Below are 25,268 nucleotides of genomic sequence, written 5' to 3'. Positions count from 1 at the left end.
ACATGTTTCTTATTCGAAAAATTCGCGCCGTATTGATGTTGCTGCTATGTACCCTTTTCATAGCAGGATGCTGGGATCGTAAGGAGATTAATGATGTTGCCTTTGTGATCGGAATTGCCATTGATAAGGAAGGGGAGAACTACAGATCCAGTCTGCAGATTGCGCTTCCCGGTCAATCCGGTGCTTCTGGCAGTACGGGAGGCGGGGGAGGTACAAGCGGGGACAAATCATGGTTCATGTTGTCCAACACGGCGAAGACGCTGCGAGGGACCACACTTGAGGGCCAAAAAGCGCTATCTCGCAGGATTTATTATGCGCACCGCCGTACCATGCTCATTGGGGAAGAACTTGCCCGGGACGGCGTGGCCTCCATGCTCGATTTGTTTACACGTTACCCGCTTAACCGCTTTTCAGCATTGCCAGTCGTTACAAAAGGTGAGGCATACGCCGTGATGGATACGGATGCACCTATAGAAAAATTCCCATCCGAGATGGTGAGAGAGCTGTGCTTTCTAAATATGCGGAATCCACGTTCACTCAAAACGTTTATCGATGCCATTCTTAGTGATGGCGTGGATCCATTCCTGCCGGTTGCTTCGAAAGTGGAAAATGTTCCAAAAGATTGGAAGGATGCCAAAACAAATATCAAGCTGGATGGATTGGCGGTGTTCAAGAAAGACAAGCTGGTTGGCATGATTGACAAGGCCCCCGCCGATGCTCTGATCCTCGCTATGGGGGAAGCCAATTCGCCGGAAGTTATGGTCAAGTCTCCACGCGGAGAAGGAGATATATTCATCAAGCTGAACGAGAACAACTCTTCACTGCGCCCCACTGTCAAGGATGACAAGGTTACCGTGACCATTCAATTGTACGCCAAAGGAGTCGTAGTAGATAACGAATCGAATTACGGTGATCTGCGTGAGAAAGAGATACTGAAACTAAATGACGCGATCCACAAAAAAATAAAAGAGGATATCGTTGAAGGAGTTCGATTAATTCAGCAAAAATATCATGCCGATATTCTTGGGATCGGTCGGTCGATCCATCAGCACTTACCTAAAGAGTGGGACAAAATGAAGGATCGATGGGATGATATCTATCCTGATGTTGAGGTGAACGTTAATCCCCATGTCATTATTGAAAATGTAGGGGTAGTCAATAAACCGATCGGTGTGGTTGAGGAGGATATCGTACATGATTAAACCACTTTTGTTCACCTATCTGGGTATGGTCATCGTGGTTATTGTGATGGATTTCAGACATCTGAAGCAGGCGGCAGTTATTAATCGCTGGTTATCCTATGGGCTGATTGCACTGGGAACAGGCATTTGGTTATATATAACCCATTTGAGCAAAACCTTTTTTGTAGCGGTATGGATCAGCCATGTTATTCAGCGATTCTTACCGTTACCATAGATGCAGACTAAGGATGGTGCGGAGTACAGATTAAATAATAAATGATGGAAAGGAGGCACGGTATGAATCAGAGTGTGACTCATCGACAGATCGTGCTGCTTGTGCTGCTGCTCAGTATTACGGGCACGTTGATTCAACCCCATGCACAGGCCATCTTTTATGCGGAACAGCACGCTTACCTCTCGTATGTACCAGTTGTTTTGGTGATGATTGTATCCATGTGGATGATCAGCCGGGTTCAGCGGAGATTTCCCAACCAGGATCTGTTTGAAGCGTTAGCTGACAGGTTCCCCTTGTTGGGAAGACTCGCAGGCGTCATGTACATTCTGTTTTTTTTCTTCGTATTTGCAAGAGATATCCGATTAATTGGTGATTACGTCAGCATAACCTTGCTGGAGACGACACCGATCTCAATTGTGGTATTGTCACTTATGATTATGGCGGTATTTATCGTCAGAGGTGGGCTGGGCTCGTTGATCGGGATGGCAGAACTGTATGTTACCCTGTTCCTGTTGAATTCTGTAATTGTGCCTTTCATGCTGATTCAGCAAGTGAATATGGATAATCTGATGCCCTACTTTCATGTCGATCCGGCGGGTGTGGGTAAAGGGAGCTGGTACATATTTTCTTTTTATGGCGAGATGATCGCATTGCCTTTCGTCGTCAAGGGCAGTGATTTTCGCTTCAAGCCTGTGTTCTGGGGGATGATTATTTCCGGATTGCTGATGATGCTGATCATGGTGGAAACCATCACGTCGATTGGTGTGCCGATCGCCTCCAGACTGGTATACCCTTCGTATGAACTGGCAAGGCAGTTGCAAATCAGTGACTTTCTGGACCGGTTTGACCTGGCGCTGGCAGCGGCAACCTTGCCTACCATGATTACGAAAATTGCATTTGATCTGTATTTTGTCTGCTGGGGATTGAAGCGAATGATCCCGAACGTATCGGGAAAGGTCATGACAGGTCCAGTCGCGCTGGTGGGTTTTGTCTGTGCCTTCTGGTTTTTCAGAAACGCAATTCAGCTCTATCGATTTACTCGGGAATGGACATGGATCGCCATTGTATTTGAAGTGCTGTTCCCTCTCGTGCTGTTTCTATTCCTTCGTCCTCGCAAAAAGAAGGCACAAGAATCGAAAGATTCCATGAAGGACGTGGAGAAAGGACGGAAGGATTCTCACGGTGGAGAACTCCAGCCTTCCTGATACATTCCATCAAAAATCGTTATAGATGAACGGGCAAAAAGAGGGGAAGTGCAGTTTCCCTTCACAGAAGTACCCTGTATACTGTAGTCAGACTGAGATGAACATTCGGCTGAACTAACGGGGGGAACATGAATGGCTCAACATTTGGCAGGTGTACGTGTAGCATTGACAGGACCACGAAAATCGAAAGAAATGTCCTTACTGGTTGAAAAAATGGGTGGAATCCCGCTTGTGCGACCGGCACAGGGAACGGTATTTCTGGATGACCGGAATATCAGGGACGGGCTGGTATCCTGGATCTCGGACCCGCCGGACTGGGCGGTATTGACCACGGGCATGGGATTGGACGCGTTGTTTGAGATGGCCGAGGATATGGAAGTGGCGGGAAAATTACTGGATGCATTGTCGGAATCGCCGATTGCAGCCAGAGGGTACAAGACAGTAAATGCACTCAGAAAGCGCAAGTTAACGCCGCTGGTACGGGATGATGATGGTAGTACGGACGGGCTCATTCGTGAGTTTGCATCCCATGATCTTAAGGGTAAAAAGGTCATGTTGCAGCTTCATGGGGAGACAGCTCCCAAGCTTGTAGCCTGGTTGGAAGAACAAGGGGCGATCGTTCGTCAAGTGCTCCCTTATCGCCATGTACCGCCGGAAGTGGCAGAGCTGGAACAACTTTTGAATGAGATTATACAGCGTGAGGTTGATGCAGTTGCCTTCACGAGTGGACCTCAGGTCCGATTTCTGACCGAATATGCGGCATCGCAGGACAAGCTTGAACCGATGCTCGCAGCCTTCAGACAAGGTGTAATCCCTGCCTCTGTAGGGAAAGTCACAGCAAACTCCATGCGTGAAGAGGGCATTGAGGCGCTGGTCATTCCAGAGGAAGAGAAGATGGGCGCACTCATCGTTGAACTCGGACGTTACTTTGCGGCGGGTCATATGGACAAGATCCGTGGCCTGCAATAACAGTTGATCAATGTGTATTAACGTGCATTCAATCCTAAGGTAGTTGGATGATTTAAAACGAATCGTATATGTATATGTTACTCCTGGTTCTGATCCGATTTCTGGATCAGGACTTTTTTCTGTTTTGTCTGAAAATAGAAGATTGGACAAGTATCATAAGCATGGACATTATTTCCTGAGCGGTGTTATTATGAAAACAATATTGAATGAAAACAAGCAAGGTGCTCTTGCGTGCAGCAAGAGGTAACAGGGAATCGGGTGAAAGTCCCGAGCGGTCCCGCCACTGTAATGGTGAAGCCCTTTTTGATCCAAGTCACTCGCAAAAAGCCGGGGAAGACAGAAAAGGAAGCTGATGATCCAAAGCCAGGAGACCTACCTTGCATGTGTCACCGAACCCTTCGCGGAAAGGAATGGTGTACGAAGAATCAGGAATTGGGCGAACAAGCGGTTCGCCCGGCTGGCCCCCTTGGCCACATAGTCACAGGATTACCCTCCGGGAGTCTGGGACTGTGTTCTTGAGTGTACGTACATGCGTATCCCATCCGTTATAAGGATGGGATTTTTTTGTTTTTTACATGAAAGTTATATCCCTATGATCTTTAGTTTTGTGTTGGGAAGTTAAAGGTTGAGGAATAGATCAGTTTGATCATACAGGTAGTTTATAAGAGCTAGGTTCGATGCTCTGAGTCAACGGAGCTGACGAATTGAACATGCAGTACAGTTTGGGGAGAAGGTCGGCATTGCCGCCCTTCTTCACTGTTTAATCCGTACGACAAGTGTGATGGAGGAGGAGAAGCAATGCAAGGTCAAGGCAAGCTGCTGATTATCGGGTTCGGTCCGGGAGCGATGGAACATATCACGAAGCGGGCACTCGAGGCACTTCAGGAGAGCGAGGTTATTATCGGATACAACACTTATGTGGATCTTATCCGACCTCTATTGAACGGGCAAGCGATTGTACGCACGGGCATGACGGAGGAAGTAAGCCGTGCACAAGAGGCGGTCCGACAGGCGGAGATGGGTAAAGTTGTTGCCGTAATCTCCAGTGGTGACGCAGGTGTATATGGCATGGCAGGTCTGGTGTACGAGGTGCTGATGGAGCAAGGCTGGAAGCCGGATACCGGTGTCGCCGTGGAAGTTATTCCGGGCGTATCGGCCATTCAGTCTTGTGCTTCACTGCTGGGTGCCCCCGTCATGCATGATGCATGTACGATCAGCCTTAGTGACCACCTTACACCGTGGGAGACGATTATCCGCAGGGTCGAAGCCGCAGCGTCAGCTGATTTTGTCATTGCTCTGTACAATCCACGCAGTGGACGGCGTACACGGCAGATCGTGGAGACGCAGGAAATGATCCTGCGTTATCGTGATCCACAGACCCCGGTTGGTCTGGTGAAAAGCGCTTATCGTGAGCGTCAGGACGTTGTCATGACCACTCTGGAGGATATGCTGAATCATGATATCGGCATGCTGACGACGGTGATTATCGGCAACTCCTCGACCATGATGTACGAAGGACTCATGGTCACACCGCGTGGGTATCAGCGGAAATACACGCTGAACACCGCGGAACAGTCGCTCAGACCTCATGAGCGACTGCGCACGGAAGCCGAGCCATGGTCGCTCGGCGCAAGGGAAGCCCGCGCTGCCGCCTCCGGCGAGGCAGCGGGCGAGAGCGTGGCCAGCGATGCAGCGGCCGCGCAGCCACAGGCGGAGCCAGCCCTGCGTGGCGCAAGCGCCGGAGCGGGCACGGCCCCGCAAGGGCAGCCGCCCGCTGGCGCCGGGGCTGCTGCCGCTATGCCTGCGGCAAGCCCGGCGAGCAGCGCTGGCGGCACCGCCGTGCTTGCCGGCGAGCGACCTGCGCCCGTTGCGGCAGAGGCCGCTCCGGGCCGAGTCGCCGAAGCGCCACGCGCCGGGGCAGCTGCGCTCGCCGCCGAGGCGCTGACGCGGCTCGCGGCAGGCGGTGCGCTCGCGGGCGAATCGGCGAGCCGCTGGCTAGATGCAGCAGCGCCGAGCGGAGCGGCAAGTGCACCGCAGGCCGCGACCGCAACAGCGGTACGCACTGCGCCCGAGCCTGGGCGCAAGGCGCCGCTGTTCGAAGTTGGCGTCTCGCCCGGCGTGGGCAACAAAAAATTCACCGCAGCCCAGATGGCGCTGCTGGCGCAGTGCGCAAGTGAAGACGGTGAGCTGGAGTACACGCCGGAGCACCAGATTATTTTGAGAGTGCCGACGTTTGAACCGGACTCGTTGGTTGAAGAGCTGCGTGCAGCGAATTTTATCGTTGTGCCGATCGGCGATGTCATCAAGGTGAAGGCCTGTGACTTCTGCAACATGGAGAAGGACGATGCTGTACCGATGGCTAACCATTTACAAGCCGTGATTGGCGGACTGGGTGCACCCAAAGAAACGAGTGTGGCGCTGAATGGCTGTGGTATGGCATGTTACGGGGCAGTGCTGGAGGATATCGGTATCGTGTATCGCAAAGGTGCATATGACCTGTTCCTCGGCGGCAAGAAGTTCGGACGTAATGCTCACCCTGCCCAGCCCGTGGCGGAGGGAATTCCGGGTGACCAGATTGGTGGGATTGTGGAACGCATTGTAGCCGATTACAAGGAAAAAGGCCATCCGAACGAGCGATTCCACAAATTCTTCAAACGAGTCGGTGTGATTCAGGGCTTCCGTCATGTGGACGCACCGGTCACGGTGGAAGTAAACCCGATATGTGGTGACTAATTCCGTACTCATTCCTGAATAAGCCTTGATTAAGTCTTTGACTGAATCGCCTCCTTCGGGGAAACGTGATGGTGCAGCTAGTCAGGACGTATCTAATATTTCGCAATATTCGCTGGATCTCAGCTGACATAGATGGATGGATTATTACGAGTAATGTAGCGCGTGGATGAATGATTGGTTTGGCGTAGTTTTTGCCGGATGAACTGGATTGGCGAATGAATATGAACAGTCTGATCTACGGGTCAGGCGGAGGAGGAATAGCAAAAGATGGATGCAATATTGTTGGTGGGACACGGGAGTCGTGATCCTGAGGGGAACCGGGAACTGAAGGAATTTGCAAATGAGGTAGCGGCGAAGGCGCCGGAGAATACGTTAGTAGAGACCTGTTTTCTGGAGTTAACGAGACCAAGTATTGCGGAAGGTGTTACCGCTTGTGTGGATCGAGGAGCAACACGTGTCGTGTTGGTGCCGATCATTTTGTTTGCTGCCGGTCATGCCAAGATTGATATTCCTAACGCTATTGACCGTGCCAAGGCACGTTATCCGCAGGTGGAATTTGTATATGGTCGTCCCATCGGTGTTCATGAGAAAGTCGTTCAAATCATGCAGACCCGTCTGCAAGAAGCTCAACCTGTACTTGTGGCATCCCAAGGCGGAACAGCGGTAGCGGCTCCACCTGCTCCGGTGACGGATGAAGAGACCGCAGTACTGGTACTTGGACGGGGAAGCAGTGACCCGGATGCCAACAGTGACTTTTTCAAAATGACTCGGATGTTATGGGAGAAACTGCCGTACAAGTGGACGGAAAGCAGCTTTATTGGCGTAACTCAGCCCTCATTCCCGGATGGATTAGAGCGCTGTCTCTTGCTGGGTGCGAAGAAAATCATCATTATGCCTTATTTCCTGTTCACAGGTGTACTGATCAAGCGCATTGATGAAATGACCGCGGAATTTGCAGCAGCACATCCAGATATTCAGGTTGAGGTTGGCGGATATTTTGGATTTCACCCGAAGCTGGTTGAACTCGTACTGGAGCGGGCCCATGAGGGGTTATACGGACGTGTAACAGCCAACTGTGACAACTGCCAATTCAGACTTGAAGCAGCCAAACACCATCATCACCATCATGATCACGACCATGGGCATGACCACGATCATCACCATGATCACGACCACGACCATGATCACCATCATCACGATCACAAGCATAGTCACGATCACCATCATGAACACACCCATGCGCACCATCACGATCATTCCGATCATGATCACTCGCATCATCATGACGAGCATGACCATCAGCACGTACATGCACATGATGACCACTCGCATGATCATGACCACGATCATGAGCATAAACAGACTGCCGTCGATCGTGAAGCATCACTCGATTATCATCATGATCATGATGGAGAGTTGCATCATACGCATCACGAGCATGAAGGAAATGCACAAGAAGATGCTTCTCCCGATCAGGCTGAGGTTGCAGCAACTTCAGAGCAGGTGAATCGTCCATGATCTTCATGTTGTGTGGTACAAGTGATGCACGGGAACTGGCTCTACAGATCCATCAGCAAGGTACAGACGTGCTGACTTCTGTTGTAACCGACAGTGCGGCGAATAGCCTGACAGAAGCCGGATTACCTGTTCGGACAGGCCGTTTGACCGTGGAAGCCATGGTGGAACTGGTGCGTGAAAAAGGTAGCCGTGCCATCGTGGATGCAAGTCATCCGTTTGCCGAAGAAGCCCATGCCAATGCGATGGAAGCAGCCAAGCAGGCGGGCATTCCATACATTCGTTATGAGCGTACGGGTCTGGCGTACGATGATCATGCGTTGCTGCATGTCGTACCTTCCTACGATGAAGCGGCACTCAAGGCCAAAGAACTCAAGGGCTCGGTCATGCTGACGACAGGTAGCAAAACGTTACAGATCTTCACCAAGCACCTGCTCGGTGATCCGGACATTCGTCTCGTAGCCCGCATGCTCCCGCGTCTCGACAATATGGAGAAATGCGGTGAGCTTGGCGTGGAACAGCGCAATATAATTGCGATGCAGGGACCTTTTTCCCGCGAAATGAATGAAGCCTTGTACAAGCACTATGCGACGACCGTAATGGTCACGAAGGAGAGCGGTAAGACCGGAGCAGTGGATGAGAAAATCCAGTCTGCACTGGAGCTGGGCATTCATGTTGTGCTGATTTCACGCCCCGAGGCTGAATTTGGAACAGTGTTTGATCATTTTGAAGGTGTACTGGACGAGTTGAAGCGCGTATTGGTGCAGTAGAACGCCCTAATAGTCTTAATTTGAATAATGAATTTTTTGAATGACACCACTACTTGAAGGAGTGAAATGCACATGGATTTCAAAACGGAATTTAAACCGTTGACCGTACAACCACAGGAGATTGAAGGCAAAAGCTTTGAGATGATCACAGAGGAACTGGGTGAGCATCCTTTCACAGCTGAGCAATATCCCGTGGTACAGCGTGTCATTCACGCCTCGGCTGACTTCGAACTGGGCCGTAGCATGGTGTTCCACCCGGATGCCATTCAAGCAGGGATTGCAGCACTTCGCGCCGGCCAATCCGTCATCGCTGATGTACAGATGATCCAAGCTGGCGTAAGCAAGGATCGTATTCGCGGTTTTGGCGGAGATGTGCACGTACATATTTCCGACCCCGACGTGATGGAGGAAGCCAAACGCTTGAACACAACGCGGGCAATCATCTCGACGCGCAAAGCAAACCAATTGTACGAAGGCGGAATCTACGCCATTGGTAACGCACCCACAGCACTGCTGGAACTGATCCGTCTGGTCAAAGAAGGTGAAGCCAAACCAGGCCTGATCATCGGTATGCCGGTCGGATTCGTATCCGCAGCAGAATCCAAAGACGAGCTGCGTAAGCTCGACATCCCGTTTATCACCAACATCGGCCGCAAAGGAGGAAGTACCATCGTCGTAGCCGCCCTGAACGCTATCTCCCTGATGGCTGTAAAGGCATAGTCGTTTTTAGGTAAACGCCACAGGTCAGTAGAGGCAATCGTGATGCAAACGAGCGTTAACGAATTTTAACGATTTTTAACGATCTTAACGGACTTTGACGAACCTCACAGGCCTTATATTACGGATTATCATCCGTTTCATATTTTAACGAACCTGAGTAACGCTATTCTGGTGAAATACGCCAAAAAGTGGTGAAAACAACGTCTGTTTAATGAAATAACGTCACTACGATTCGTTACAATTTTCGTTAGTGGAATTTGGCCCAAATAACGTTTCCTCGGTTCGTTAAAGGGTCGATGTCATCAAAAAGGCATACCTTCATGTTCACATGACTGAAACGTATTTAATGGGTAAGCTTGGTTCACCGTCATAAGGTGGTCAATCCTCAAATATCACCAACTAGCAAAAATGAATAACACACGCTCAAACACAAACCAAGTAACTACATTCCATGCCAAGTCCTACTGGCATGGAATGATCAGTTACCCAAATAAACCTCAGGGCATTATTCAGCCCAAGAGGTGGCATTTCGCACTGTGCCAAGTGGATGCAGAAGCAGGTAGCAGCGAAGGGGACGGAATCGATTCTGAAGAAGCGGAGCTAAAAGCTTTCTGCAAGAAAGCTACTTCGGAAGCATACACTCGCCTTTGTCTCCGGAGCGACCACCCAAGCGCCAAAAGCCACCCACGTACGCAGCGTAATGCCACCTCATTTAAACTAGCTAACTAAAGGACGGGAGGTTCAAAACCCATGAAAGGCGGCAATACACCAGACCCCGATAAACCAATGCGCTCCGGCTTCACCACAGGAGCATGCGCCACAGCCGTTGCCAAGGGAGCGACGCAGCTCCTGTTAACAGGTGTTACGCCGGCACAAGCCGTGGTTTCATTGCCCGCGGGCTTTGACCACTCGTTCGAACTGATCGAGCAGGAACTGACCGAAGGCGTAGCGACCTGTGCCACGATCAAAGACGCCGGGGATGACCCGGATGCCACGCATCGGGCCAAGATCATCGCACATGTGTCCTGGCGGGACGAGCCGGGTATGGAGCTGGACGGAGGCATCGGCGTAGGCCGGGTCACGAAGCCTGGACTGCCTGTGCCTGTAGGCGAAGCGGCAATTAATCCCGTTCCGCGCCGCATGATTACCGAGGCCGTCACTCAGGTGCTTGCCGAACATGGCACAGCCAGAGGGGTGCGGGTTGTGATCAGCGTCCCGGATGGCGAAGAAATCGCCAAGAAGACACTGAATTCCCGGCTCGGCATTCTGGGCGGCATCTCCATTTTAGGTACACGCGGCGTGGTCGTTCCGTTCTCCACCTCTGCCTACCGAGCGAGTGTGGTGCAAGCTATTTCCGTTGCTCAGGCATCCGGCTGTGAGCATATTGTGCTGACAACGGGCGGCAGTAGTGAGAAATACGCGATGAAAATGATGCCCGAGCTGCCAGAGGAAGCCTTTATCCAAATGGGAGACTTTGTCGGCTTTGCGATCAAACATGGTAAACGACTGGGCATGAAACGCATTAGTCTGGTCGGGATGCCCGGCAAATTTGCCAAAGTGGCTCAAGGCGTCATGATGGTGCACTCCAAGAGTGCGCCGGTGGATTTTGGATTTCTTGCGTCCGTGGCCCGCGAGACCGGAGCCGGAGATGAACTGGCGCAAGCGATCGAGGAAGCCAACACGGCGACTCAGGTGGCAGATATGATGACTGAGGCCGGGTACTTGCCCTATTTTGAAAAGTTATGTACATATGCTTGCCAGCACTGTTTGGAACATGCGGGAGGCGGCATAACGGTGGAAGTGGTATTGGTAACGATGAAAGGAATGGAACTGGGGAGGGCGGAAATCAGTGAACTCGAAGACAGCAACTGGAGCAAAGAATCGTAAAATCCGCATTATCGGCGTGGGTGAAGAAGGCGCGGCAGGATTGACAACGGATAGCCTGAATCTCATTCAGGAGGCAGATGTACTTGTGGGCGGAGAGCGCCAGCTGCAATATTTCCCGGCATTTGCGGGTGAGAAGTTAGCAATCAAGAGCGGTTTAAGCGATCTGGTTGTGAAAATAAAAGCGTTGCAGGCCACACACAACGTTGTTGTGCTTGCCTCGGGAGACCCGCTGTTCTACGGCATCGCCGGGTATTTAGCGCGCAAAATCGGCCCGGATCAACTGGAGATCCGGCCTAATCTCAGTTCGCTGCAGCTGGCATTTGCCCAGCTTGGCGAGAGCTGGCACGATGCCGTGCTCGAAAGCGTGCACGGACGCCCGCTCAAGGGCCTCGCACAGCGCATTGATGGCAAAGCCAAAATTGCGCTGCTCACGGACGAGCACAACAGCCCCGCTGCGATCGGGGCTTATCTGCAACAGTTCGGCATGACCGAGTATGATGCCTACGTTGCCGAGAACCTGGGCGGGGCAGATGAACGTGCCCGCCATTACACCTTGGGCGAGCTGGCGGCAGCAGAATGCAGCCCGCTGAACGTCGTGATTTTGCTGCGCCGCAAGGATGCACCGGCGCCGCGCCGAGGATTCGGTTTTGCCGACGAGGAATTCCATCAGCGTAAACCGGAGAAAGGCCTGATCACCAAGCGCGAGGTCCGCGCATTCAGCTTGGCTGAACTGCGACTTGGCGTGGACAGCATTGTGTGGGATATCGGCGCTGGCTCCGGCTCGGTGGCGGTAGAATGCACGCGGCTCGCGCCGCAGGGACAAGTCTTCGCCATCGAAAAAAATGAAGGTGACCTCGTGAACATCGAGGCCAATCGGATCAAATTCCGGACAGACTTTACCGTCCTTCATGCCAAAGCACCAGCAGGGCTGGACGAACTACCGAATCCGGATGCGGTGTTCATTGGCGGCAGCGGCGGCGAACTCGCGCAGCTGATCGCCTTGTGTGCGTCCCGGCTGCGCCCGGAGGGACGCATCGTGGTGAATGCAGCGACCATCGAGACGCTGCATGACAGCATGAAGGCCATGCGCGAAGCAGGCCTGGACCCATCGGTGACGTTACTTCAGACGGCGCGCAGCAAGCCGATCCTGAGCATGACCCGTTTTGACGGATTGAATCCGATTTACGTGATCACAGGACAGCATGGAGTAACAGAGGAAGCGGAAGCTGGAGCGGCAGAATGACTTTTCAAGGACAGGACAAGGGGGAAAACAACATGAGTACGGCAGCAGTAGGTACGCTGTATGGCGTGGGTGTCGGGCCGGGTGACCCGGAGCTGATTACCGTGAAGGCGTACCGGATGATCCGGGAATGTCCCGTGGTTGCTTACCCGAAAAAGCGCAAAGGCGGTAAATCGTACGCCCACGAGATCGTGGAACTGTATGTGAACCCGGAAGAGAAAGAGATGCTCGGCCTGATTTTCCCGATGACGAAGGACCCGGTTGTGCTCGAACGCGAGTGGGGCAAGACCGTTGAAGCATGCTGGGGTGCGCTCAAGGAAGGCAAGGATGTGGCCTTTGTAACCGAGGGTGACCCAAACCTGTACAGCACATTTATTCATTTGGCACGGTTAATGAGAGAGTTGCATCCTGAAGTGCCCATTAGTTCGATTCCAGGCATCTCTTCTGTACTGGGTGCAGCGGCAGCATTGGATATCCATCTGGCAGACGGAGACGAACAGGTGGGCATTATTCCGGCTACGGCAGATAAAGAAGCGATGCGGCAGGCGATTGAGCATCACGATACGATTGTATTTATCAAAGTGGCAAAGGTGCTTGACCCGATGCTTGAATTACTGGATGAGATGGGACTCGGCGGCAAAGCTTCGGTTGTTACCAAAGTCACTTCTCCATATGAACTCGTCTGGCGCGATGCCCGTGAACTGAAAGGGCAGGAGCTGGAATATCTGAGCCTGATGGTGGTGAGCAAATGAAGACATTGGAAGCAAAAGTCTATATCGTAGGTGCAGGCCCGGGAGACCCGGAACTGATTACGGTGAAGGGTTCGAACATTTTGAGAAGTGCGGATCTGGTGCTGTATACGGATTCCCTCGTGAATGACGAACTGATCGCAACTGCGAAGCCTGAAGCAGAAGTGCTGCAAAGCTCTGGCATGGACTTGGAACGTCAGGTCGAGCTGATGTGTGAAGCGACTCGTGCGGGTCGCAGCGTAGCTCGTGTACATACTGGTGATCCGGCGATGTACGGCGCAATTCTGGAACAAATGGTACTGCTGAAACAGCAGGGCGTGGAATATGAGATCATTCCGGGTGTGAGTTCGGTCTTTGCTTCGGCAGCTGCGCTGGGTGCTGAACTTACCGTACCAGAACTGACGCAGACCGTAATTCTGACGCGTGCAGAAGGTCGTACACCTGTACCTGAACGGGAGAAACTGCGTGATCTGGCATCCCATCACTGTACGGTGGCGCTCTTCCTGAGTGCAACTTTGGCGAAAAAAGTCGTGGTTGAATTCCTCGCCGCAGGCTGGAGCGAAGATACACCGGTGGCCGTTGTGCAGCGGGCGACTTGGCCTGATCAAAAGATTGTACGGACCACGCTTGCCAATCTGGCAGCGGATCTGCGTGCCGCAGGCATTACAATGCATGCGATGATTTTGGCAGGCTGGGCGCTTGATCCGGATCTCGTGAACCGGGATGCTCACCGTTCCAAGCTGTACGACAAATCCTTCACCCATGGCTATCGCAAGGGAGTGAAGTCCGGTGAGTAATCCATTTGCAGCTGTTGCCATTACGAAACATGGTGTGGAGATGGTGCGTAATCTGGCGGGGCAGTTCCAGGGCACGGACGTGTATTATATGAGCAAGTTTGAACGCGGGGATGAAGAGCAGTTGGGCTACGAGCTGTTCGAAGGCTCGGTAAAGCTGATTTTGCCTGACTTGTTCAAGCGATATAACGGAATTATTCTATTCATCTCTTTGGGTGCGGTTGTGCGGATGATTGCTCCGATTCTGGTGGACAAAAAAGTTGATCCCGCCGTGCTGGTCATTGATGACCGCGGCGAAAATGTGATCAGTGTGCTGTCTGGTCATCTAGGCGGTGCCAATGAGTTGACACGTCAGGTCGCTGAAGTGCTCGGCGCACGTGCGGTGATCACAACGGCTTCAGACGTGCAAGGTACCATTCCGGTGGACATGTTCGGCCGGGAGTTGGGTTGGATCGTGGATAGCTTCGACAAAGCAACACCTGTCAGTGCGGCTGTTGTCAACGAAGAGCCAGTAGCTCTCATTCAAGAGACGGGGGAGCGGAACTGGTGGAGATATAACAAACCTGTGCCAGATCATATCCGTGTCTTCAGCAGCCTGGAGGAAACAGCATCATTCCCGTTCAACGCTGCACTAGTCGTCAGTGACCGTCTGCTTTCGGCAGAGGAAGAGGAGCGTTTTCTCACGAATGGCGTACTGTATCGCCCGAAAAGCCTCGTACTCGGTATGGGGTGCAATCGCGGCACATCCGTAGACGAATTGGAGCAGGAAGTCCTCACTGCCTTGGAGGAGTTATCTCTTTCCGTGAAGAGCGTGCGCAACATTGCCACGATTGATCTGAAAAAAGATGAAGAAGGCCTGTTGGCCCTCTGCGCCAAATACGGCTGGGAACTGGTGACCTACACCCCTGCGGAGCTGAATACGGTGAAGCTAGCGAATCCTTCTGAGACGGTGTTCAAATATACCGGAGCATATGGTGTAAGTGAACCTGCGGCGTTGCTCTCCTCGGGAGCCGATCATTGGCTGCTTGAGAAGAAAAAGAGCGGCAATCTGACGATCTCCGTTGCAAGGATTTCATTCAATTCTGAATAAAGAGTATGCATTAATCTTAACCGCATCGCTATATGATGCGGTTTTGTTTAGATTATAGAATTTATACGTTTTCAGCGGAGCTGAAGAATTCGATAATCGCAAGAAGAGCAACAACTAAAACACGAATGTACACCCTTGATAGTGCTTCGATCAGAAGCTTTTGTTATATAGAAGAAAAGACGTAAAGGTGGAAATGACAATGAACATTTCAGATCGTAACGCCAGACCCCGACTGATCATCGCAGGCACCGGAAGTGGTGCAGGGAAAACGACAGTAACCTTGGGGTTGATGAGAGCACTCGCTCAGCGTGGATTGAGTGTACAAGGGTTCAAATGCGGCCCGGATTATATTGATCCGACATACCATACCGCTGTTACGGGCAGACTGTCCCGTAATCTGGATGCATGGATGACATCGCCTGAATACGTGAGGCATACGTTCGAGAAAGCATCGGCGGGACATGATATTTCCATTATCGAAGGCGTTATGGGCCTCTACGATGGCAAAGATCCGCTCAGCAATACAGGCTCGACTGCAGAGATTGCTCTGGTCACGCAGACCCCTGTGATCCTGGTCGTGGATGTACGCAGCATGGCTCGCAGTGCGGCCGCAATTGTTCTTGGTTTTCAACAGTTGGAGCCTGAATTAAATATGGCCGGAGTGATCGTCAACCGTTGTGGAAGTGCGGGGCACTATACCATTGTGAAAAAAGCCATTGAGCAAATGTGCGGCATTCCGGTGGTCGGCTGGCTGAAGCGGGACGAAGACATGTCCATCCCGGAGAGACATCTGGGACTGGTGCCTGCCATCGAGCGCGGTGAATTGGAACCATTATTTCAGCGGGCTGCCGATGTATTAATGGAAGGCACCGATCTGGATCTTCTGCTGGAGCTGGCAGAAAGTGCCCCACCTTTGAATGCAGAAAAAGAAGAAGAAGTGAGTCCTACGACTATTGCCCGTACTGATCCTGCTGATGCTGAATCAGGCCCAAATTACGATCCACTTTCCAATTCAGTGATCAACGTTAATAATCGACATGTATCATATGCGGTACAGCCTGTCATTGCCGTTGCGCGCGATGCGGCATTTAATTTCTATTATCCCGATAATCTGGAATTGCTCGAAGCGGCCGGGGCTCGATTACAATACTTCAGTCCGCTCGCTGGCGAAGGTATTCCAACTGATGTGGATGGCGTCTATTTGGGCGGTGGGTTTCCCGAGGAATTTGCAGCAGAGATTGCTGGTAACCAAGGGTTCTTGGAAGGAATTCGACAGGCGGCACAATCCAACATGCCTTTATTTGCCGAGTGTGGAGGTTACATGGTGCTCGGAGAAACGTTGACCGACCGTGAGGGCATCACCTTCGATATGGCGGGTATTATCCCCGCACAGGTGCAGATGCAGAAGAAGCGCGCTGCGCTTGGCTATCGTGAAGCTAGTAGTGTTCAGGATTCCTTTTTGCTGAAAAAGGGTGAGGTGCTTCGGGGTCATGAATTTCATTATTCCACGATGACCTATCGTGAAGAAGAAACGATCCCTTATGCGTATGAGACCAAGGGGTTGCGTGGCTTGAAGCAAGAAGGGTATGCCGCTGGCAACATTGTGGCGGGGTATACGCACGTTCATCTGGGCTCTTACCCGGCAGCCGCTCAAAGATGGGTGGAGCATTGTCTAGCCTATCGGCAGGAGCGATATATGCAGAGATAATAGCAGCTATTTATAGCTCATAGAGATAGCTGAATTCAATAAGCAAAATGGCTCTAATCTCGCTTTTGCCTCCTGAGACTTTGGTCGTGAAGTTGGTGATCCCCAGGATCAATTAAAGGTTTTCAGATGAATATGTGGAATGAGTTAAAGACAGAATCATTATGCGAGGGAGGGACATCGTGATGAGAACCGTATGTGTAACTGGAGCTGCCCGGGGTTTGGGATTGGCTTTGACGGCACAGATGCTCAAGAGAGGTTATCTCGTGTATGCGGCGGGTCTGGACGTGGAGGATTCCGAAGGAATTCGTGTGCTTGCAGAAGGGTATCCTGACCATCTGCGTGCGATCGAGTTGGATATCGCGGACGACCTGTCGGTAGCTCTGTTCACGGAGACATTGAAGCTGGATACGAATCATCTGGATATGCTGATCAATAATGCGGCTATACTAGGAAGTATTACGGATCATATCCGCGGGCCGTTGAATATGGCGGAGATGGCTGAAGTATTTAATGTGAACACCTTAGGTACACTGCGTGTGACTCATTCCCTGTTACCCCTCCTTCTTCAAGGACAGGTCAAGCTGATTGTTGATATCTCTTCCGAGGCTGGAAGTATAGAGCAATGCAGTCGGGATGGCTGGTATGCCTATTGTATGTCCAAAGCTGCTTTGAACATGCAGGCCCGTCTTGTGCACAATGGTCTGAAGGATGAAGGCGGACAAGTGATGCTTGTGCATCCTGGTTGGGTACAGAGTTATATGCGGGGAGAATTGGATGCTTCTGCAGATCTCACGCCCGAGCAATCTGCACAGCATATCGCAGTACTTATCGACCGCCATGAACAGTTTAAAGGAGATCAGCCCGCATATGTGGACTACAAGGGAGACACGCTTCCCTGGTAGTTGGTTTTATACAGTGAGGTGAACAAGAAAGGAGATTGATTGAATGGATCATCGTAAAAAAGCATTACTACTTGGCGATTATACACATCCGGATTGGCACCCGCTTCAGGGGGTGGATGCGGAGATTAGCCGAATTTTCCATGATACTATGACTGTGCAGTGCAGTGAGAATCGGAATATGCTACTGCAAGAAAATATAACCGGGTTTGATGTATGTATCTCATACATGGACGATTGGAAGGGTAAAGTCTCTCCACAGCAGACAGCAGGTTTGTTGTCCTATGTAAGTAATGGAGGTGGACTGGTCATTATACATAACGGCATTTCGCTCCAAAATCGTTATGAACTCAAACAGATGATCGGTGCCAAGTTCCTGCATCATCCGGCTTATGCACCACTTGAATTCACCGTAACGGAGGAAAACCATCCGGTGACGGAGGGCATTACCAGTTTTACGATGGAGGAAGAAGCATATCAGTTCGAATTTGGCTCTTTTGCCGAAACGAAGGTATTGTTGGAATATCAGTCTGAAGAAGGACCGAAGCCCGCGGTTTGGGCACATCGATATGGTGTTGGCCGGATTGTTTATCTTATGCCGGGTCACCATGTGCCGTCTTTTGCGCACGAGACGTACCGTCAATTACTCCTGCAAGCAGGCAAATGGGCTGCACGTTACGTCTGACATTTTTGCATGTGGAGTATAAGGGGTATAATATAGAGATCAACGAAGAGGAGGATGACAAAAATGAGCGATTTGTTCAAAAAGGCGATCTCGTTAGGGCTTGGTCTTACTGTCGTAAGCAAAGAGAAAATTGAGAAAACCGTGGATGATTTGGTCAAGCGCGGGGAACTTGCGCCCGGTGAATCCAAAGCTTTGGTTGAACGCCTGCTGGAACGGGGCGATGAAGAGCAAGGTCAGCTCAAACGGGTGATTCAGGAACAGGTTAAACGAGTGCTTCAGGAAGCTGGTGTGGCATCCGAAAGTGATGTAACCAGTCTGGAACAGCGCGTTGCCGTCCTGGAGAAAAAACTTGCCGAACTGGGCCACTCACCACAGCTTCAACCTGATGAATCCCCGGCTCCACTTGAAGTTCCTCCTCCTCTCAAAGGAAACGAGATCGAGTAGATGGCAGTGCGAATCAAACATGTCGGCAGATACCGTGAAATTGCCATGGCGCTAGTGCGTCATGGCTTCGGTTATATGGTCGAGGAGCTGGGCTTGTTCCAGCTGCTGGCTCTGCCCAGACGGTGGATGTCGCGTGAAGCACACACCACCAAAACGTTGAGTGAACGCATCAGGCTTGTGCTGCAGGAGCTGGGGCCAGCTTTCGTTAAGCTGGGGCAACTCGCAAGCACAAGGGCAGATCTATTGCCTGAGTCTGTCATTCGCGAGCTGGTGAAGTTGCAGGACCAAGTCCCGCCGTTCTCTTCCGAGACGGCACGGGGTATTTTGGAACAGGAATTGGATACACCGCTGGAGGAGATCTTTTCCCGGTTCGAGGATACCCCTGTAGCTGCGGCCAGCATTGGACAGGTGCATCTGGGCAAACTTCGAAGCGGTGAGTCGGTAGCCATCAAGATTCAGCGGCCGGGCATATCGCGTATTGTGCAGCGTGACCTGGATATTTTGCGTGAGCTGACAGCCATGGCTGAGAAGCGCTGGGACTGGGTGAAGCAATATCAGATTCCGCAAATGGTCGAAGAATATGCTCAGGCACTGATGGCCGAGCTGGATTACACGGTCGAAGGACGCAATACGGAAAAGATTGCACAGCAATATCAACAGGATAACAAGGTCAAAATCCCGACCATTTACTGGGATCAGACTTCGTCTCGTGTGCTCACTATGGAATATATCGAAGGTATCAAACTTAATGATCGTGAAGAGCTGGTCAGACGAGGCCATGATCTGAACAATATTGCAGAGCGGTTGGTAGATTCCTTATTAAACCAGATCTTTATCCAGGGATTCTTTCACGCTGACCCACATCCAGGCAACCTGATGGTATTGAAGGATGGCCGTCTTGCTTTTATAGACTTCGGTATGGTGGGCAGTCTGAGTGATGAGATGAAACAACAGCTCGCTTCGCTTATTATTGGGTTAATGCGCAAAGATACGGACAGTATGATCCGGGCAATTGAGAAGCTCGGCATGATGCCTGATGACATGGATCTGCGTGGGCTTCATGTGGATTTGGACAAGTTGCGTACCAAATATTACGATATTCCCTTTTCCAAGATTAGTGTGGGTCAGGCGTTAAATGATTTGTTCGGCGTAGCCCAGAGGCACCGGGTTGTCATGCCTGCGGATATTCTTCTGCTCGGTAAATCGTTGCTGACGATGGAAGGTGTAATCGAACATCTCGATCCTTCCCTGAGCATTGTAGATATGGCCGAGCCTTTTGGGCGGAAACTGATCAAGGAACGTTTTAGCGCCGGAAGAATCAAGAATCGGTTGTTCCGCAGTGCGGCTGATATGGCCGAGAGTGTCATTGGTTTGCCAGGGCAGTTAAGGCAGTTATCATCCATTATTAGCAAAGGCAAGCTGAGGCTGGAGATCAGTGTCCCTGAACTGGATGCACTCATGCGCAGAATGGACCAGATTAGTAACCGACTGTCCTTTAGTATTGTGTTACTTGCCTTTTGTATCATCATGGTGGGGCTGATTATCGGTTCGTCGATCAGTCATCAATCCACAATGCTGTGGGATATTCCGGTCATTGAGATTGGTTTCCTGGTAGCGATTCTGATGGTGGCTTTCCTACTCTATTCGATATTCAAATCGGGAAGATTCTAGCATAACAACAAGACCCGTAAAGAGACTTTCTTCAAAAGGATCTTTGCGGGTTGTTTTTTGTATTATTTTGCATAACTCTATAGAGATGAAAGGGTGGGGTACTTTGAAAAAGATGGTCAGTAACCTTGTTCTAACGTTTTTAACCGGGATTCTTGCATATTATCTGGTGACACAGACCCTAACCCTAAATGCGATTTGGGTCAGTCTGATAGCCACGGGCATTGTCGCTATGTTCTATCTGCTACCGTATTGGATCAGGAGAGGCAGGCAGACCAGAAACTAGAGCCTAGATACCCATGCAGAGATATGTGAAGCGCCAAAGATCCGGATCATCCGGTTAAGTAAGAGGTAGTGAAGTATGAATTGCTATGGGCTTGATGGCGTGAAAATGCGTTTGATACGTCGCTACCCTTTTGCGGCAGTGAGATTATTTGTTTTGAATAGAGCATGGGTGAGTAAATTATAGAAAGATTAAGATAATAGGAGATAAGGTTCAGTTTTTTCGCCTTAATTGTATTAGTACATATCCAGTCCAGTGACTATAATAATAGGTCAGTACATTAACGGACCCGGTTTTTCTGAGAGGGAAAAACCTATTGGCATCAGGATCAGCTCCTGATGTCGCACGAGTAAGACAACTGAGGCAGTAATGGAACACCAGCGGTACACACTGGAACGGAAACGACGTGAGCGCTCATTAACCCGTCAAGGTTATACGGATGGCGAAGAATGATGCAGCTCAGGCAAGAGCATAGGCGAATGATACGGAGAGAAATCCGTTGTTTTGTGCTGTCCTGGGTAGTTGGTTAGTGTGAACGGCTTCCGTTACTCTTCAGTAGGATTGTCCATTATAAGGAATACACGTAGGAGGAACGGCAAAGAACATATGAATACTTTAAAACAACAATGGTTTGGCAACATTCGGGGAGACGTGCTGGCAGGCATTACGGTAGCGCTGGCGTTAATTCCGGAAGCCATTGCTTTCTCCATCATTGCCGGTGTCGATCCGATGGTCGGATTGTACGCTTCGATTACGATTGCGATTGTGATCTCGATTGCTGGTGGAAGACCAGGTATGATCTCGGCGGCAACCGGTGCCATGGCGGTACTGATGGTTGGACTCGTCAAGGATTATGGCGTGGAATATCTTTTTGCAGCGACTATATTGACGGGCATTATCCAGTTTCTACTGGGCATATTTAAGGTTGGACGGTTTATTACGTTTGTGCCTCATTCGGTACTGACCGGATTCGTGAATGCACTGGCTATACTGATCTTTATGGCGCAGTTAACCCACTTCACGGGAGCAAACTGGATCATGTATGCGATGGTAGCGGGCACGCTGGCGATCGTTTATATTTTGCCACGGTTTTTCAAAGGCGTTCCAGCTCCACTCATTGCAATCATCGTGATGACGATTATTACCTTGGTGTTTCATCTCGACGTAAGAACAGTCGGTGACATGGGGAATATAACGAGTACTCTGCCGATGTTCCATTTGCCGAATATTGCATGGACTTGGGACACGCTGATGATTCTGCTGCCTTATTCATTCACCATGGCACTGGTTGGTTTGCTGGAATCCCTGCTGACCGCAACCATCGTGGATGAGATGACCGAGACCAAGAGCAGCAAGAACCGTGAAGTGCGTGGTCAGGGGATCGCAAATTTCGTGAACGGCTTGTTTGGCGGTATGGGCGGCTGTGCGATGATCGGGCAGTCGGTCATTAATGTGAAGTCTGGCGGACGTGGAAGATTATCGACATTTACTGCGGGTGCGTTTCTCGCGATCCTGTTGCTGCTGTTTAGCGGTGTGGTGAAACAGGTGCCGATGGGTGCGCTCGTCGGTGTGATGTTTATGGTGTGTATCGGAACATTCGACTGGAGCTCCATCAAAAATATTGCTCGCGTACCGCGGGCGGAAGCCTTTGTCATGATCGTGACGGTGGCGATTGTGGTCTATACTCACGATCTGTCGATCGGGGTCATGGTCGGCGTTGTGCTCAGTGTGCTACATTTTGGCTGGAAACAGACCAAGATCCGCGTACAGGCGAGCCAGGAGCAAGGGCAGAAGGTATACCGGATTCACGGACCATTCTTCTTCGGTTCTTCGTCCCGCTTTGTGGATGAGTTCGATGCAGAGGCTGATCCGAAGGAGATCACGATTGATTTCGGAAGGTCACATATCTGGGATAATACCGCGGTTGTGGCTATTGGCAAAGTGAAATTCAAATACGCGAAGCTTGGCAAAACCGTGCACCTGCGCGGGTTGAACGAAGAGAGCACTCGCATTCTTGAACGAAGTGGATATGCCACAGCCGGAGGACACGGCTCGTAACTTGGTTGGACGAAGGTGCAAGTCGTAATGTGGTTACGCAGACAAGATGAAACCTCAAACTGAGCAGATATTAGACATCCCTATGAAGTAGACAATATAAAAAGATACTTTTTAATCAGCGGCGCACTTGTTCCCTAATCTAAAATGGGGAGAGGGCGTCGTTGTTTTATTAGAGGATGTGGTGTGTACAGCTTATTATGGCTATGAGATTGATATTGAAGCGGCCGTATAACCAACCTCAAACTCACTTGGTCGATACAAGTCACGCTGATCTTGGAATTTTGTGCTACAAGTTGGGGGTGTAACGCTGTATCCCCTTTTGTTTTGCTTGACTAACGTGTAAACTACAGGGTATGGAGAAGAAGAGCAACGAGTGGATTGCTTTTTAAAAAATTCATTTCATAATCATGATTGATATAAGGAAAACTAGTCTTGATGGCAGATACTGATACTAAGGTCATTATGAAATGGACTTATCTAAATGAATATACAGAGGTGTAACGATTGGCAAACTTTGAACAACTGGGCATTCGCCCGGAATGGTGCGAGATCCTGAAACATCAGGGCATCGCCGTGCCGACTCCGGTACAGGAGCGTTCGATTCCGGTACTGCTGGGTGGACGTGATATTATTGCTGAGGCACAGACAGGCACAGGTAAAACGCTGGCTTTTTTGCTGCCGATTATTCAGAAAATTAACGTATCCGACCGCTCCCCGCAAGCGCTGATTATCGCGCCTACGCGTGAGCTTGCGCTGCAAATTACGGAAGAAGCGAAGAAGCTCACGGCAAACGACGATAAACTGCATGTACTTGCCGTATACGGTGGGCAGGATGTGGACAAGCAGCTGCGTAAATTGCAGAACGGCACCCAGATCGTTATTGGTACACCAGGGCGTCTCCTGGATCACCTGCGTCGGGGCACGTTGAAGCTTGATAATGTGAAAAAACTGGTGCTGGATGAAGCCGACCAAATGCTGCACATGGGCTTCCTGGACGATGTGGAGACGATTCTTAGCGAGCTGCCACATAAACGTCAGACAATGCTGTTCTCAGCAACGATGCCGAAGGGTATTCGCAACCTGGCGAAGACCTACATGAAAGATCCGGAAGATGTAAAAGTATCTTCCCAATCTGTTATTCCGATCAAACAGATTCGTCAGCAAGTGCTGGAATGTACGGATCGCGGTAAATTAGAAGCACTTCGTGGCATGATTGATACGTATCGTCCATACTTGGCGATCATTTTCTGCCGGACCAAGCGTCGTGCATCCAAGCTGAACCAAGATCTGCGTGAAGCAGGTTATGCAAGTGATGAACTTCATGGAGATCTGTCCCAATCCAAGCGTGAGAACGTAATGAAAGCGTTCCGTGATGCCAAACTGCAAGTGCTCGTTGCTACAGATGTAGCTGCACGTGGACTTGATGTTGAAGGCGTAACGCATGTATTTAACTACGATATGCCGCATGATGCGGAAAGTTATATTCACCGGATCGGTCGTACGGGCCGTGCAGGCGGTACAGGTCTTGCTGTAACGTTTGCAACAGAGCACGACAGACCGGAGCTTGCACGTATTGAACAAGGGATCGACCAGAAGTTGTCCCGTATCCAGTGGACGAGCGAAGGTCCAATTGCTTCAACTGGAGCAGCTAGACGTTCCATCAACAGTCAGGGTGATGACGAACGTTCAGGCGGACGCTCTTCCGGAACAGGCAGTGCCCGTCGCGGTGCAGGCCGTAACGATCGCAGAGATGGCGGACGTGGGGGGCGTGGTTCCCGCGGTGGCGAAGGCGGCCGCAGTGGTGGTCGTAGCGGTGGCCGCAGCAGCGACAGCAGTCGTGGTGCAGCCGGTCAAGGTGGCCGCGGTGCAGGTCGCAGTGGCGACGAGCGCAGCGCAGGCCGTGGTTCTGCACGCAGCAGCGACAGCAGTCGCGGTGCAGCGGGCCAAGGCGGACGCGGTGCAGCTAGCAGCGGCTGGGCAGGCCGTAGCGCCGACAAGCGCAGCTCCGGGCGCAGCAGCGAAGGCTCTCGCCGTCCGGAATCCGCAGGACGCGGACCGGCGAAGGGTGACCGTCGCGATTCTCGTCGCGGACGGTAAAGCTTTTGGCGCAAGCGGCGATGTAGCCGCAATTGCGCAGGCACTGTGCCATGCCACAGAGATTGGCATGGCACATATGAGAGGGTTCGGGTACACATGTACCGAACCCTCAGATCAAGGGTCGCGACGGAACCACGTCGCGGCCCTTTTTCACCAGGACAGATGATCATTTCCGCTTATTGTTTTTGTCACCTGCGAGTGTCTGTTTGCGCGCCTGCTTGATCCATGGAAGATGCCATTTAGATATTCCCCATCTAGTTTTTCTTTTCTGTCCGTGTACTTCGCATAGTACGTGGCAAACTGCCATAAACTTCAAAACACCTCATCCTAGACCTAAG

20 protein-coding genes and 1 riboswitch are annotated in these 25,268 nt (G+C 51.1%); all 20 genes read left to right on the top strand.

What is annotated here, in order from left to right; all coding sequences use genetic code 11:
• Positions 1-2 precede the first annotated feature (2 nt).
• Positions 3-1,202 carry a Ger(x)C family spore germination protein gene (locus NYE45_RS27995; protein WP_340014793.1) on the top strand — a complete coding sequence of 400 codons (1,200 nt, stop codon included), beginning with the start codon at positions 3-5 and terminating at the stop codon, positions 1,200-1,202.
• A complete protein-coding gene (locus NYE45_RS27990; protein ID WP_062836859.1) occupies positions 1,195-1,416 on the top strand; it encodes a hypothetical protein in 222 nt (73 codons plus the stop codon). The genes NYE45_RS27995 and NYE45_RS27990 overlap by 8 nt, the downstream gene beginning before the upstream one ends.
• A 62-nt stretch (positions 1,417-1,478) precedes the next feature.
• A complete protein-coding gene (locus tag NYE45_RS27985; RefSeq protein ID WP_340014792.1) occupies positions 1,479-2,621 on the top strand; it encodes an endospore germination permease in 1,143 nt (380 codons plus the stop codon).
• A 132-nt stretch (positions 2,622-2,753) separates the two neighbouring features.
• Positions 2,754-3,590, top strand: coding sequence for a uroporphyrinogen-III synthase (locus NYE45_RS27980; protein ID WP_340014791.1), 837 nt, complete (start codon positions 2,754-2,756; stop codon positions 3,588-3,590).
• Positions 3,591-3,792: 202 nt separating this feature from the next.
• A riboswitch (cobalamin riboswitch) is annotated at positions 3,793-3,985 on the top strand.
• 403 nt (positions 3,986-4,388) lie between these two features.
• Positions 4,389-6,323 carry a precorrin-3B C(17)-methyltransferase gene (gene cobJ, locus NYE45_RS27975; protein WP_340014790.1) on the top strand — a complete coding sequence of 645 codons (1,935 nt, stop codon included), beginning with the start codon at positions 4,389-4,391 and terminating at the stop codon, positions 6,321-6,323.
• A gap of 267 nt (positions 6,324-6,590) precedes the next feature.
• Positions 6,591-7,841: a sirohydrochlorin chelatase gene (locus NYE45_RS27970; protein WP_340014789.1), complete on the top strand. Its 1,251-nt coding sequence runs from the start codon at positions 6,591-6,593 to the stop codon at positions 7,839-7,841.
• Positions 7,838-8,608 carry a precorrin-6A reductase gene (gene cobK / locus NYE45_RS27965; protein ID WP_340014788.1) on the top strand — a complete coding sequence of 257 codons (771 nt, stop codon included), beginning with the start codon at positions 7,838-7,840 and terminating at the stop codon, positions 8,606-8,608. The genes NYE45_RS27970 and cobK overlap by 4 nt, the downstream gene beginning before the upstream one ends.
• A 72-nt stretch (positions 8,609-8,680) precedes the next feature.
• A complete protein-coding gene (locus tag NYE45_RS27960) occupies positions 8,681-9,328 on the top strand; it encodes a precorrin-8X methylmutase (RefSeq protein ID WP_278297837.1) in 648 nt (215 codons plus the stop codon).
• 750 nt (positions 9,329-10,078) lie between these two features.
• Positions 10,079-11,215, top strand: coding sequence for a cobalt-precorrin-5B (C(1))-methyltransferase (locus NYE45_RS27955; protein WP_340014787.1), 1,137 nt, complete (start codon positions 10,079-10,081; stop codon positions 11,213-11,215).
• Positions 11,178-12,458 (top strand): precorrin-6y C5,15-methyltransferase (decarboxylating) subunit CbiE, encoded by a 1,281-nt coding sequence (gene cbiE / locus NYE45_RS27950; protein WP_340014786.1) that lies wholly within the window; start codon positions 11,178-11,180, stop codon positions 12,456-12,458. The genes NYE45_RS27955 and cbiE overlap by 38 nt, the downstream gene beginning before the upstream one ends.
• Positions 12,459-12,490: 32 nt before the next feature.
• On the top strand, positions 12,491-13,207 hold the full coding sequence (cobI, locus tag NYE45_RS27945) for a precorrin-2 C(20)-methyltransferase (protein ID WP_145324591.1): 717 nt from the start codon (positions 12,491-12,493) through the stop codon (positions 13,205-13,207).
• Positions 13,204-14,001 carry a precorrin-4 C(11)-methyltransferase gene (gene cobM, locus NYE45_RS27940; protein ID WP_076332461.1) on the top strand — a complete coding sequence of 266 codons (798 nt, stop codon included), beginning with the start codon at positions 13,204-13,206 and terminating at the stop codon, positions 13,999-14,001. The genes cobI and cobM overlap by 4 nt, the downstream gene beginning before the upstream one ends.
• The gene (locus tag NYE45_RS27935) at positions 13,994-15,088 is read left to right on the top strand and encodes a cobalamin biosynthesis protein (protein ID WP_340014784.1); all 1,095 of its coding nucleotides are present in this window, start codon (positions 13,994-13,996) and stop codon (positions 15,086-15,088) included. The genes cobM and NYE45_RS27935 overlap by 8 nt, the downstream gene beginning before the upstream one ends.
• Before the next feature lie 199 nt (positions 15,089-15,287).
• A complete protein-coding gene (locus NYE45_RS27930; protein ID WP_340014783.1) occupies positions 15,288-16,796 on the top strand; it encodes a cobyrinate a,c-diamide synthase in 1,509 nt (502 codons plus the stop codon).
• Positions 16,797-16,978: 182 nt separating this feature from the next.
• Positions 16,979-17,698, top strand: coding sequence for an SDR family oxidoreductase (locus NYE45_RS27925; protein ID WP_062836872.1), 720 nt, complete (start codon positions 16,979-16,981; stop codon positions 17,696-17,698).
• Positions 17,699-17,741: 43 nt separating this feature from the next.
• Positions 17,742-18,380 carry a ThuA domain-containing protein gene (locus tag NYE45_RS27920; RefSeq protein WP_340014782.1) on the top strand — a complete coding sequence of 213 codons (639 nt, stop codon included), beginning with the start codon at positions 17,742-17,744 and terminating at the stop codon, positions 18,378-18,380.
• 63 nt (positions 18,381-18,443) lie between these two features.
• The gene (locus NYE45_RS27915) at positions 18,444-18,824 is read left to right on the top strand and encodes a phasin family protein (RefSeq protein ID WP_062836874.1); all 381 of its coding nucleotides are present in this window, start codon (positions 18,444-18,446) and stop codon (positions 18,822-18,824) included.
• Positions 18,825-20,495, top strand: a complete 1,671-nt coding sequence (locus tag NYE45_RS27910) for an AarF/ABC1/UbiB kinase family protein (protein ID WP_237177321.1) — start codon at positions 18,825-18,827, stop codon at positions 20,493-20,495.
• An 886-nt stretch (positions 20,496-21,381) separates the two neighbouring features.
• Positions 21,382-22,833, top strand: coding sequence for a SulP family inorganic anion transporter (locus NYE45_RS27905; protein WP_340014781.1), 1,452 nt, complete (start codon positions 21,382-21,384; stop codon positions 22,831-22,833).
• 504 nt (positions 22,834-23,337) lie between these two features.
• Positions 23,338-24,930, top strand: coding sequence for a DEAD/DEAH box helicase (locus tag NYE45_RS27900; protein ID WP_340014780.1), 1,593 nt, complete (start codon positions 23,338-23,340; stop codon positions 24,928-24,930).
• The last annotated feature ends 338 nt before the right edge of the window (positions 24,931-25,268 follow it).

The organism is Paenibacillus sp. FSL K6-1318, assembly GCF_037976905.1.
GTDB lineage: Bacteria > Bacillota > Bacilli > Paenibacillales > Paenibacillaceae > Paenibacillus > Paenibacillus amylolyticus_A.
Note: the sequence above shows the minus strand (reverse complement) of the source record. Positions and strands in the feature narration are given on the sequence as shown.